The following is a 12,539-nucleotide window of genomic DNA, read 5'->3' as shown; positions in this document are numbered from 1 at the left end:
GTACGCCCCGCCGTTGCCGGGGTCAGGCGTTGGGGCGTTGGCCGTCCGCGGCGGCCTGGGCCATGGCCTCCAACTGGGCCAGCATCGGCATGGGGTCGGTGCCGACCGTGCCCGGGAGGAAGTCGGCGATCTTCTCCGGGGTCCAGGCGCCCTCGGCGTATCCGGCGCGCAGTTCACGGGGCTGGGCCCAGACCGCGATCTTGGGGCCCGCGATCGTATAGACCTGCCCGGTGATCCGCTCGGCGCGGGCGCGTTCGCTCAGCAGATAGACGACCAGGGCCGCCACATCCTCCGGCTCGCCGATCTCCTTGAGCTCCATCGGTACGTTGGCGGACATCCGGGTGCGGGCGACCGGGGCCACGCAGTTCGCCGTGACGCCGTACTTGTACATCCCCAGCGCGGCGCTGCGCATCAGGGAGATGATCCCGCCCTTGGCGGAGGCGTAGTTGGCCTGGGAGACGCTGCCCTGGTGATTGCCGCTGGTGAAGCCGATCAGGGTGCCGGAGCGCTGGCGGCGCATCACCGCCGACGCCGCCCGGAAGACCGTGAAGGTGCCCTTGAGATGGGTGGCGACGACCGGGTCCCACTCCTCCTCGGACATGTTGAAGAGCATCCGCTCGCGCAGGATCCCGGCGACGCAGACGACTCCGTCCAGCCGTCCGTACCGCTCCAGTGCGGTGTCCACGATCCGCTGGCCACCGGCCATGGTTGAGATGTCGTCGGCGACCGCGACCGCCTCGCCGCCCGCCGCCGCGATCTCCTTGACCACGGCCTCGGCCACCTCGCTGCTCGGTTCGCCGCCCTCGATCGAGACCCCGTAGTCATTGACGACGACCTGTGCTCCCTCGGCCGCGCAGGCGAGGGCCACCGCCCGTCCGATACCGCGTCCGGCCCCGGTGACGGCGACCACCTTGCCGTCCAAGAAGTTGCCCACGTCGCATCCCCTCCCGGAGTTTCTGACGGTCCGTTAGATTTTTGAGCAGACGCGGCCCGAGTACAAGCCCCCGCACACAAACGTCGGCCGGGAACACCGAAGGAGACGCCATGCCGCTGCCAGCCGAGTTCCACGAGATCGCCAAGCGGGTCAACAACTGGGGCCGCTGGGGAACGGAGGACGAGATCGGCACGCTCAACCTGATCAGCGATGCCGTGGTCCGGGAGGCCGCCGCGACGATACGGACCGGCCGTCGCATACCGCTCGCGGTGCCGCTGCGACAGGACGGCATCCAGACCGGGATGATCCCCGGGCGGGTCAACCCGCTGCATACGATGATCGCGGTCAACTTCGAGATCTTCGGCCCGGGCACGGTGGCGACCAGCGACGACGCCGTGACGATGGGGCTCCAGGCCGGTACCCACTGGGACGGGCTGACCCATGTCTCGCACTCCGGCCGGATCTACAACGGCCGCCCCGCCGACTCCATCACCTCCCATGAGCGCGCCGCCTTCAGCGGTATCGACAAGGCGGGACCCCTCGTCTCACGCGGAGTGCTGCTCGACGTGGCCCGGACCCGGGGGGCCGAGCGGCTGCCCGAGGGGCATGTGATCACCCCCGAAGACCTCGACGCCGCCGAGGAACTGGCCGGGACGAGGGTGCGCTCCGGCGATATCGCGCTCGTCCGCACCGGGCAGATCCAGCGCTATCTGGCGGGCGAGAAGGAGGCGTACGCCTTCCCCTCACCGGGCCTGTCCCTGCGCACGCCCGAGTGGTTCCACGCCCGCGATGTGGCGGCGGTCGCTAATGACACCCTGACCTTCGAGGCCTTCCCACCGGAGATCGAGGATCTCTGGATGCCGGTCCACGCCCTGGACCTGGTCGAGATGGGCATGCTCCAGGGCCAGAACTGGAATCTGGAGGAACTCTCCGAAGCCTGCGCCGAGGAGGGGCGCTACGCCTTTCTGCTGTCGGCTCCGCCGGAGCCGTTCGTCGGTGGCACGGGTTCGCCCGTCGCACCCGTCGCGATCCTCTGAAGGCCTGCCGCCGCCGACGCCTTGACGTCTCCGATGCCCGTGGAGGGGAACGGCGGGTCGATCTCTTTCGGGTGGCGGTGCGCTCATGCGCGCCCCGAGCACGGCACCGCACACCGCCACCCGGCTCCCGACGCTGAGCCCTGTTTCAGCAGCGGGGGCGCGACCCGCACTCGCCAAGGAACGTCCCCGTGAACACACGGTCCACAGAGACACCACAGCCCTCGGCGTCCCCTCGCGACGAATCGCTGATCCTAGAGTGATCAACCGAACACGTCACGTCAACACCTGGTCTGGACTTTGCCTGATTCGCCCCATGGGTGATGGCGCATGGGAGGCCGTTCGCTTCTTGGAGAGCGACTCCTCGCCCTTCGCGCGGTCGATTTCACACCAGATCCGCTTCCCGGAGCCCTCCGGCTGCCAGCCCCAGCGGTCGGCGAGACCGTCGACCAGCTCCAGACCGCGCCCATGAGTGTCCCCCTCATCGGCGCAGCGCTGGCACGGAGCGCGGTCACTGGCGTCGGCGACCTCGACCCGGACCGTTCCCACACCGGCACCCCGGCTCGTGAACGGCCCCGGCGCCCCGCCCCCGGCGCCGACACCACTCCCGCCGCCCATCGACTGGGCGGGGAAGAGCATCCGCAGCACGGCCGGACAGCCGGTGTGCACCACGGCGTTGGTGACGAGTTCGGAGATGAGCAGAATCAACGTCTCAGCGAGTGGCTCATCGGCTCCGATTCCGGACCCGACAAGCCGCGAACGGGCCCATCGACGGGCACGACTCACCTCCGCCGGGTCGGGCCTGACCTCCATCTGCGCCTGAAGCACCTGCACCGCTCACACCATCCGAACCGGCAGACACATCGCCTTGTACCTCCAAGAGGTCACGGACCGTGACACTCCCCCAGCTACCGCTGGGAGGTACCCCCGTGCGCGACAGCATGGTTGACGTACAGTCACCCCAACAAGCGCTTCGGTCATATTCCAGCGCCAAGGAGTATGCGTGGGGCATACTGTGCGACACGCGTCCTGAGGACTCGAACATCGAGGCTGGGGCGCCGCACACCCCGGGCGAGCGGGGCACGTCGTCATGCCCGGAATCGCCCCATGGGCAACGCCGGGCTTCTCGCACCCCTTAAGCGCTCGCACCCCACGGAGAGTACCCGAGCCCGGGCCCGACTCCACCCTGTGACGAGTCACGCCTAGGAAACAACCTGGTATCAACGCTCGGTCACCTCAGAAGCTCTGGGGATCTCCCCAGAGAATGCGACATCCCAACAATTCAGGCGTATCCATCGAGCCCGGCTACAAACATGTTTCAACGGTCGACACGAGCCCGGCCGCCAGTTCCTCCTCCGCCGCCGCCGCGGACTGCCACTGACCTGCCCGCATCCAGGCCCGCTTGAGATGGAGATGGACATCCGCCTCCCAGGTGAAGCCCATCCCGCCATGGACTTGCAGACAATCGCGGGCATTGTGGACAGCGGCCTCATCGGCGAGCAGCTTGGCGGCCGCGATGTCACCCGGGTCTTCTGTGACCGCCGCGGCATACACCACACTTCTGGCTGATTCGGCACGAACCAGCATCTGGGCGCACAGATGCTGTACGGCCTGGAAGGCGCCGATCGGCCGACCGAACTGGGTGCGGTGCTTGGCATGGTCCACCGCGAGCTCGACCGTGCGGGAGGCGCTGCCCAGCTGTTGGGCCGCGGTCAGCAACGCCGCCTCGCGCCGCAGCCGGGCGACGAGCCCCGAACGGCCCGGCCCTGCCTGGGTCGCCTGGTGCGCCTTGCCCGTCCGGTCGGCCGAGCCCGTCTGTTCCGTCTGGGCCAGCCGGGTTCGGCTCGGGGCGGTCCGGTGCAGCGGGGTGGTCGGGTCGACGGAGCGCATCGGCTCCACCGAACGCGCCACCTCCTCCGCCGGAATCACCTCGACCGCCGTCGGCCCCAGCGCCAGCACCACATCGGCGGAGGCCAGATGCTCGACCGGCGCACCGCCCTCGTCCAGCGCCGTCACCACCGTCTCGCCCTGGGCCGCACCCGCCGCCAAAGATCCCGAAAGCCCCGCCGCCAACTCCGTCGCGACCAGCGGTCCCGGCAGCAGCGCACGGCCCGCCTCCTCGAAGGCCAGCACCACCTCCGGCAATCCCAGCCCCACCCCGCCCGCCGACTCCGGCAGCCGCAGGGCGAAGAGGCCCGCCGCGCCCAGCTCCCGCCACAGCGCCCGGTCCAGCTCCCCACCCCGCGCCTTGTCCCCGTCGCCCCGCACCGCGTCCCCGTCCACCACCGCCCGCAGCCGGGTGCGCGGAAAGCGCCGTTCCAGCAGTTCGCGCATCCCGGTCCGCAGTGCCCGCTGGTCGTCCGTGAGCTGGAAGTCCACGCCTCGCTCACCGTCCCTTCGGCAGGCCGAGGATCCGCTCGGCCACGATGTTCCGCTGGATCTGCGAGGTCCCCGCCGCGATGGTGTACGAGAGCGAGGAGAGCCGGTCGGCGACCCACTCCTGACCGGCGTCCAGCGCGTCCGGCCCCAGCACCTCGGCGGCCGCGTCGTACAGCTCCTGCCGCACCTGTGAGAAGCGCAGTTTGAAGACCGAACCACCGACGCCCGGCACCCCGCCGGTGCGCTGCGCCTCGCTCACATTCCACTGGGTGAGCCGCCACAGTGCCGCGCACTCCGCCGCGAGCCGCCCCAACCGGCGCCGCAGCACCGCGTCGTCCCAGCGCCCGTTGGCCCGCGCCGTCCTGGCCAGCGCCGCCAGCACCCGCCTGCACGCGACCACCTCGCCCACGAAGGCCGTACCGCGCTCGAAGGAGAGGGTCACCATGGTCACCCGCCAGCCGTCGTTCTCCTCCCCGACCCGATGGCTGACCGGCACCCGCACCTCGTCCAGGAACACCTCGGCGAACTCCGCCGTCCCGGCGAGGGTCCGCAGCGGCCGCACCGTCACCCCGGGCGCGTCCATCGGCATCGCAAGCCAGGTGATGCCCCGGTGCTTCGGCGTGTCGGCGTTTACCGGCGCGGTGCGCACCAATAGCTCGCACCAGTCGGCGATCTCGGCGTGCGAGGTCCAGATCTTGCTTCCGCTGATGACGTACTCATCGCCGTCCCGTACCGCCCGGGTGCGCAGCGACGCCAGGTCGGAGCCGGCGTCCGGTTCGGAGAACCCCTGGCACCAGACCTCGTCCCCGCGCAGGATCGGCGGCAGCCAGCGCGCCCGCTGTTCGGGGGTGCCCTCCGCGGCGATGGTGGGGCCCGCGTGCAGCAGTCCGACGAAGCCCGCGCCCACATAGGGCGCACCGGCCCGCTCGGTCTCCTCCAGGAAGATCAGATGCTGGGTGGGCGTCGCGCCCCGGCCGCCCGCGTCCTCGGGCCAGTGCAGCCCGGCGTAGCCCGCGTCGTGGAGCATGCGCTGCCAGCCGCAGTCATAGGCGCGGCGGCCGGGCCAGTCGGCCGGGTGCGGGCGGTCCGGCAGCTCGGGCAGAACCTCGGCGAGCCAGGCGCGCAGCCGGTGCCGGAAGTCCTCCTCGTCCTCCGTATAGGTGAGATCCATCAGCCGCCGACCTCCCTTTCTGATGGTCCGTCAGACATGATGGGCCTCCGCAGGCTAGCCCGCACCCCCTGGACCGACAAGGCACGGGCCCTTACGCTTCGAGCACTATCTGATGGGTCGTCAGCTACCGTCTCACGGGAGGCCGGGATGACCGACATCGCGCATGAGCTGGGCAGTTCGGCGACGCTGTGGGAGCTGCTCGAGCGCCGCGCCGCCCTCACCCCCGACGCCCCCGCCCTGCTCCAGGCCACCGCCTCCGCCCGCCACGACCGGCGGCTGACCTTCGGCGCCCTGCGCACCCGCGCCGAGCGGACCGCCGCCGGGCTGTACCGGCTGGGGATACGTCCCGGCAGCCGGGTCGCCTGGCAGCTGCCCACCCGGCTCGAGACGGTCGTGCTGACCATGGCGCTCGCCCGACTCGGCGCCGTGCAGACCCCGCTCATCCCGTACTACCGCGACCGCGAGGTACGGTTCGCGCTCCGCGAGTCCGGGGCGCGGTTCTTCGCCGTACCCGGCCGGTGGCGCGGCTTCGACCACACCACGATGGCGCGCCGTCTGGCCGCCGAACTGCCGGAGCCGCCGATGGTCTTCGAGGCGTACGACACGCTGCCGGTGGCCGACCCCAAGGCGCTGCGGCTGCCGCCACCGCCCACCGACGGACGGGCCGTCCGCTGGATCTACTGGACGTCGGGCACCACCTCCGACCCCAAGGGCGTGCTGCACACCGACCGCAGCCTCATCGCCGCCGGTGCCTGCCTCGCCCACGCGCTGCGGCTCGGCCCGGACGACATCGGGTCCATGGCCTTTCCGTACGCCCATGTCGCGGGGCCCGACTACACCGTGATGCTGCTGCTCTACGGCTTCCCTGCCGTGCTGCTGGAGCACTTCTCGCTGCCGGAGTCGCTGCCCGCCTACCGGCGGCACGGGGTGACGGTCGCGGGCGGCAGCACCGCCTTCTACTCGATGTTCCTGGCCGAGCAGCGCAAGGATCCCTCGCGCCGGCTCATTCCCACCCTGCGGCTCCTCGCGGGCGGCGGCGCGCCCAAGCCGCCCGAGCTCTACTACGAGGTCGTACGGGAGCTGGGCTGCACGCTCACCCACGGCTACGGGATGACCGAGGTCCCCATGATCACCATGGGGGCGCCGGACGACACGGACGAGAACCTCGCCACCACCGAGGGCCGACCACCCGAGGAGATGGAGATCCGGGTGGTCGACGGTCAGGTGCGGCTGCGCGGCGAGGCGGTCTGCGCCGGATATCTGGACGAGGCCGAGACCCGTAAGGCGTTCGACGCGGATGGCTTCTTCCTCACTGGCGATCTCGGCCACCTTACGGAGAGCGGCCATCTGGTGCTGACCGGCCGCGTCAAGGACATCATCATCCGCAAGGGCGAGAACATCTCGGCCAAGGAGATCGAGCAGCTGCTGTACCAGCACCCGGACGTGGGCGACGTGGCGGTGATCGGCCTGCCAGACCCGGACCGGGGCGAGCTGGTCTGCGCCGTCGTGGAGCAGCCGGCCGGGGCGGAGGCGCTGACGCTCGGCCAGGTCGTGTCGTATCTGCGGGGGGCCGGACTGTCGGTGCACAAGCTGCCGGAGCGGCTCGAGGTGGTGGACGCCCTGCCTCGGAACGAGACGCTGCGGAAGGTGCTGAAGTACCAGTTGCGGGAGCGGTTCGCGGAGGGCGCCGCCTAGGGGTGTCCGGCGGTACGCGTACGCCTGCGGCGGGCCACCCGGCGGAGCCGCATATCGGCGGGGCTTCGCCCCAGGCCCCGGTCCTCAAACGCCGGAGGGGCTGGAAGTGGACCCCTAGCCGTTGGTCGTGCTGTACGTGGCCGTGGCCTGGTCGAAGTACTGGTTGACCGCCCGGCGCTGATCGGACGGGCCGATGACCAGGACCACGTGGTAGCGGCCGTCGATCAGCATCGCGAGGTTGCGCGCGTACACATTCCGCCCGCTGCTGTCGCGCCAGGTGAACGCGCCCTCCGCCATCGCCGTACGGCCGACGTCGATCCGCCGCAGCCCGGAGGACGAGGCCCAGGAGGAGCCGCGGAAGGCGGACAGTTCGGCCTCGCGGTCCTGCTGGTACGCCATCGGGTCGCCGCCGAACTCGGACATCTTGTCCCGCCCGGCCACGACCACCAGCTCGAAGTCGCCGCCGATGTAGCGGATCTGGCCGCGGCCGTTCTCGCCCCGGCGGGTCCAGCCCTCGTGGACGGCGACCTTGAAGCCCTTGGGATCCTTACGGACCGCGAAGCCCTTCGCCAGCCCGGCCGGGTCGGTCGACTGCGGCTCCTGGTCGCCGGGGTCGGAGGGGTCGGAGGAGTCGGCGGGCTTTCCGGCCTCCCCCTCGTCGCCGTCGCCCTTGTCGCCGCCCGCGGGATCGTGCGGCGCCGCGCTGGGCGCACCGGCCGAGCCCGTACGCTCCTGGCCGCCGTCGTCCTTGGAGCGCGGCATGAACATCATCGCGTAGAGCACCGCGGCCGCCAGCCCCAACAGGATCAGGAGCAGCAGCATCCGCCCCAGCCTGCGCGGCTTGCGCTGGGTGGGGGGCGCCGGAGGAGCCTGCCGGGTCTCCCGGGGCTCTCTCTTCTCCCGCTTCTCGCGCTTGTCCCGCCGGTGCCGCGCATGACCCACCGGCGCGTCGGCCGCCGCGGCCGGGCGGCGGCCCCGGCCCCTGCGCACCAGCCAGCCCCGCCTGCGGACGATCGGCAGCCGCCGGGGGTCGGACGCGCCACCGGAGCCGAGCGAGGGCACCGTGACCGTGCTGATGCCGACGTCCGGCTCGGGCGCCGACCGGATCAGGGACCGCAGCCAGCCGCGCAGCTCCTCGAAGTCCGGGCGCTCGGTGGGGTCCTGGCGCATCAGCGACTCGACGACGGGGCGCAGCGGGCCGCACTCCTCCGCGTACGCGGGCGCCTCCCCACAGACCATCTGCACCAGCTCGGCGGCGCTCTCCTCCGGGTACGGGGCATGGCCCTGCACCGCGCGGAACAGCAGCGCGCCGAGCGCCCAGAGATCGGCGGCGGGGCCGACCGGGGGCGCCAGCCGCCAGTTCTCGTGGACCGGGCCCGCCTGCTCGGGCGCCCACCGCTCGGTGACGGCGCCGACCACGACGATACGGGCCTGGCGGGCGCGTTCGGCGGCGAGCGCGGTGGCGGGGCCGCCGCCGGTGGCCCCGCCGGAGTCCCAGGAGCCGCCTTCGGGGGCGGGCGGGCCTTCGGAAGCGGTGGGCTTGGCGCTCTCCACGGCCTCCGGCCGGCCGGGCCAGCGGGCGCCGCCGGTCACCGGCCCCGGGTCGGGCTCGGGGGCGGGAGCGGCCGTCGGGGCGGGCTCGGAGGCGTGCGGGGAGCGGGTGGCCGCGTCGACGTTGGCCCGTGCGGCGGCTCGCGCGCCCGCCGCGTAGGCGGCGATGGCGCTGGCCCGCGCCGCCCGCGCGGCCGCGTTGGGCGCATCGGCGCCGGCGCCGGCGCCGCCCCGTTCGCCCTCCCGGTCCCCCGGCTGCTCCGGCTGCTCCGGCTGCCCCGGCTGTCCAGCTCGCCGGGGCCCGGGCAGCCCACCGGCGGCCGCCTGGTCCCGGTAAGGCGCCATGGGCCCACCGGCCCCCGGGCCGAGCGTCACTTGATCCCGGTACACCGGACCACCGGGCCGGGACCTCACCGGACCACCGGCGCCCGCGCCCGCCGGACCGCCCGCGCTCGCCGGACCGCCCGGCCCCGGCCCCGCCGAGTCATCCGCGCCCGGCCCCCCCGCACCCGGTCCCGCACCCGGCCCCGAACTCGCCCCCATCGCCCCGTGGTCACCGTAAGGCGACCGCGGCTCGGGCAGCCCCGGCGATGTGCCCTGCCCGCCGTGTTCCCGGCCGTCCGCGTCGGGCCAAGCCGCGCCCCCGGGCTCGTCGGGCCGTGCCGCGCCCGCCGTTTCATGGCCGCCGTAAGGACGGCCCGGCGGCCGGAAGCCGCCCGCCGCGCCCTGGTCGTGGTAGCGCGGACCGCCGTGCGGCCGCCCCTCGCCGCCCTCCGCCGTACGGGCCCCGGGGATGGCGGCGCGCCCTTCGTCCCCTCGCTCCGCCGGGTCCTGGGCGGCCCCGTCCGAGTGGTCGCCGGAATCCGCCGGGCCCGGCGGCAGGGCGGCCGGGGCGTCAGCCGGCGGCCCGTCCTCAGGGGCGGACACGGCGGGCGAGGAGGCGGGGGCCGGAACGGGGTCGTAGCCGCACAGCGCCTCCTCCGCCGCGCCCGCCGCCAGCCCCGTGAGCATCGCGCGCCCGTCGTCGCACAACAGCACCGTACGGGCGGTGATGTTGCGGTGGACCCAGCCGTGGGCGTGCAGGGCGCGCAGCGCCGTAAGGATGTCGTTGGCGACCTCGGCGGCACGGTGCGGGGACAGCGTGCCCTCCGCGAGCAGCGCGGCCAGCGGGCGGCCGGAGACCAGTTCGCTGACGATCCACAGGCTTCCGGCCTCCGCGAAGACATGGAAGACCTGGCCGAGCCGGGGGTGGTCGGGGATCTGCGCGGCGGATGTCGCCGCGGCGATGGCGCGCCGGACGGCCGGGTCACCGCCGCCCCGGGCCGTACGCCCGGCACCGGCGAACGTGCCGTTCCGCCCTGACGGCCCACCGCCCCACCGCGCGTCGTCGCCCACGACTTCGGCTTCGACGACCTCCGGCAGCGGTATCTGCCGCAGATGGACTTCCTGTCCGCTGTAGGTGTCGAAGGCGCGGGTCTCGACGAGTTCGTACTCGTCGGCGGGCGGCAGGGGCAGGCGGTAGCGGTCGGCCAGCACCCGGCCCGCGTACTCCTCCACGACGCCTCCCCAAGCGCGCGACCAACGCCGCCCTCATCAGCAGTCAGCGCAGCCTGAAACCCTTCAAATATGGTCGTTTTGGCGGGTTCCCGCGGCTGCGCACAGTCTAGGGCCTCTCACGATACGTGCCCGAACGACGCTTCGCCGACAGGAGTGTTCAGTCCGTAATCTTGAACGTGTCGAAGGCGGTCTGGCGGAGGGTGACGCACTCCTTGTCGTCCCACTTGCTCGCCTCGCAGGTGATCATTATGGCGAAGCCATGGCTGCCGTCCGCCTTGAAGCCGCGGTTGAGCACCCGGACCCGCTTGCCGTCCTGGTCGCGCTCGAACTCCCAGTCCGCGACGGTCGGATAGCCGCGCCAGTCCACCGACTTGATGCCGAGTCCCTTGTAGCCGGACATGGTGCGGCGGGCGTTCTCCTCGCTCTTGCGCCAGTCCGCCTCCGCGTCAGACTTCGGCGCGTTGGTGAAGTCGATCTGAATACGCGGAATGCTGGAGCCGCCGTAGTACTTACGGCTTCCGGAATAGCTCCCGGAGTGGACCGACCAGCCCTCCGGCATGGCCATGCTGAACGGGAAGTCGGAGCTCTTGACGGTCTTGTAGCCGTCGGGCAGGCCGCCCTTACCGCCGTCGCCCTTGCCCTTACCGCCGTTGTCGTCGCCTCCGCCGCCCTTGCCCGAGTTGTCGTCCGAACCCTTGGAGGCATCCGGCTGACCGCTCTGCTTGCCGTCGGGGTCCTCCGTCTTCGGCGACTCGCCCCCCGACTGGCCGCTCTTGTCGGTGCCCTTGCCCTGGTCCTCCTTGGAGCCCCCCGAGGCCCCGGCGGAGGCGGACTTGTCGCCGCCGGAAGAGCCCTTGGCCTTGTCGCCGCCGTCCCCGCCGTCGTTCAGGACGACGGCGAGCACGGTGGCCACGACGGCGAGCACCACGACCACCGCGATGATGATCAGCGTGCGCTTGGGAACCACATCGGTGATCGAGGCGCGCGGCGGCAGGGAAGGCCGCGGGGTGGGCGCGGCCTCGGGCGTCACGGCGTCCGAGGCGGAGCCCGCAGCTCCGGACGTCGCCCCGGACTTTGTCCCGGACCTCGCTCCGGACTTCGTCCCGGATTTGGCACCCGACGCCGACGCCGGCGCCGGCCCCGCCTCGCCCTTGTCCCCCACCTTCTTCGCGGCAGCGGCCGCGGCCGCGTTGCGCACCGACTTCAGCGCACCGCGCCTGCGCTCCGCGGCGGCCTTCTCCTTGGCCTCGGCGGCGGCCTCGTCCTCCTTCGACGGGGCGGGCGGCAGGCTCATCGTGCGGGTCGCGTCGGCGGGGGCCTTGGTCAACTCGGGCCCGTTCACCACGTGCTCGAGCAGCGCCCGCGCCCCGGCGTCGTCGAGCCGCCGGTCCGGGTCCTTGGTGAGCAGGCCGTAGATGACCTCCTCCAGCGGGCCCGCGTTCTTCGGCGGCTCCACCGGCTCGGTCATCACGGCGGTCAGGGTCGCTATGGCCGTGCTCTTGTCGTACGGCGGCACGCCCTCCACCGCCGCGTACAGCAGCCCGCCCAGCGACCACAGGTCGGCCGGCGGGCCGGGCTTGTGGCCGCGGGCCCGCTCCGGGGAGATGTAGGAGGGCGCGCCGACGAGCATGCCGGTCGAGGTCACCGACGGGTCGCCCTCGACCTGGGCGATGCCGAAGTCGGTGAGGACGACGCGGCCGTCGTCCGAGATCAGCACGTTGGAGGGCTTCACATCGCGGTGCAGGATGCCCGCCTGGTGGGCGGCGCGCAGCACATCGAGGACGGCGAGCCCGACCTCTGCGGCGCGCTTGGGGGTCAGCGGGCCGTCGTCGCGGACGACGTCGGCGAGGGAGCGGCCCTCGATGAGTTCCATGACGATCCACGGGCGGTCATCCTCGTCTACCACGTCGTAGACGGTGACGGCGCCGTTGCTGCGGATCCGGGCGATCGCCTTCGCCTCGCGCAGCGTACGGGTGATGAGCCGTCTCTTCTCGTCCTCCTCCACGCTGGACGGGAAGCGCAGCTCCTTGACCGCGACCGTACGGCCGAGGGTCTGGTCACTCGCACGCCAGACCGTGCCCATGCCGCCCTGACCGAGGATCTCCCCGAGCCGGTACCGCCCGGCGAGGAGGCGCCCAGTCGAACCCTGCGTCTTCTCAGCCTCCGACATGCGACCCCTCTGCAAATCTACCCACCCTGAACCCACCCTGGGAGAGCG

General features: G+C 72.4%; 8 protein-coding genes. 2 read left to right on the top strand and 6 right to left on the bottom strand.

The features are described 5' to 3' along the window. Positions 1–22 precede the first annotated feature (22 nt). A complete protein-coding gene (locus tag ACJX2R_RS30695) occupies positions 23–934 on the bottom strand; it encodes an SDR family NAD(P)-dependent oxidoreductase (RefSeq protein ID WP_413102755.1) in 912 nt (303 codons plus the stop codon). A gap of 110 nt (positions 935–1,044) precedes the next feature. Here ACJX2R_RS30695 and ACJX2R_RS30690 point away from each other — a divergent pair, with 110 nt between their 5' ends. Beyond that, positions 1,045–1,971: a cyclase family protein gene (locus ACJX2R_RS30690; RefSeq protein ID WP_413102754.1), complete on the top strand. Its 927-nt coding sequence runs from the start codon at positions 1,045–1,047 to the stop codon at positions 1,969–1,971. Between the two features lie 273 nt (positions 1,972–2,244). Here ACJX2R_RS30690 and ACJX2R_RS30685 read toward each other — a convergent pair whose 3' ends face one another. The 3 genes from ACJX2R_RS30685 to ACJX2R_RS30675 form a co-directional block, all read right to left on the bottom strand. Beyond that, complete coding sequence (locus ACJX2R_RS30685) at positions 2,245–2,802, bottom strand: ATP-binding protein (protein ID WP_413102753.1); 558 nt, start codon at positions 2,800–2,802, stop codon at positions 2,245–2,247. 471 nt (positions 2,803–3,273) lie between these two features. Next, positions 3,274–4,347, bottom strand: coding sequence for an acyl-CoA dehydrogenase family protein (locus ACJX2R_RS30680; RefSeq protein WP_413102752.1), 1,074 nt, complete (start codon positions 4,345–4,347; stop codon positions 3,274–3,276). 7 nt (positions 4,348–4,354) lie between these two features. Then, positions 4,355–5,518 (bottom strand): acyl-CoA dehydrogenase family protein, encoded by a 1,164-nt coding sequence (locus ACJX2R_RS30675; RefSeq protein WP_413102751.1) that lies wholly within the window; start codon positions 5,516–5,518, stop codon positions 4,355–4,357. A gap of 147 nt (positions 5,519–5,665) precedes the next feature. Between ACJX2R_RS30675 and ACJX2R_RS30670 the strand changes: the two genes are divergently transcribed. Continuing rightward, positions 5,666–7,213 (top strand): AMP-binding protein, encoded by a 1,548-nt coding sequence (locus ACJX2R_RS30670; RefSeq protein ID WP_413102750.1) that lies wholly within the window; start codon positions 5,666–5,668, stop codon positions 7,211–7,213. A gap of 114 nt (positions 7,214–7,327) precedes the next feature. On the opposite strand, the gene ACJX2R_RS30665 is transcribed toward ACJX2R_RS30670, so the two are convergent. Both ACJX2R_RS30665 and ACJX2R_RS30660 read right to left on the bottom strand, forming a co-directional pair. Further along, on the bottom strand, positions 7,328–10,321 hold the full coding sequence (locus ACJX2R_RS30665) for a protein kinase domain-containing protein (RefSeq protein ID WP_413102749.1): 2,994 nt from the start codon (positions 10,319–10,321) through the stop codon (positions 7,328–7,330). A gap of 157 nt (positions 10,322–10,478) precedes the next feature. After that, positions 10,479–12,491, bottom strand: a complete 2,013-nt coding sequence (locus ACJX2R_RS30660; RefSeq protein WP_413102748.1) for a serine/threonine-protein kinase — start codon at positions 12,489–12,491, stop codon at positions 10,479–10,481. Positions 12,492–12,539 lie beyond the last annotated feature (48 nt).

The organism is Streptomyces sp. Inha503 (assembly GCF_047215865.1).
GTDB classification, from domain to species: Bacteria; Actinomycetota; Actinomycetes; order Streptomycetales; family Streptomycetaceae; genus Streptomyces; species Streptomyces lycopersici.
The sequence above is the reverse complement of the archived record's forward strand: the minus strand, read 5'-3'. Positions and strand labels throughout refer to the sequence as shown.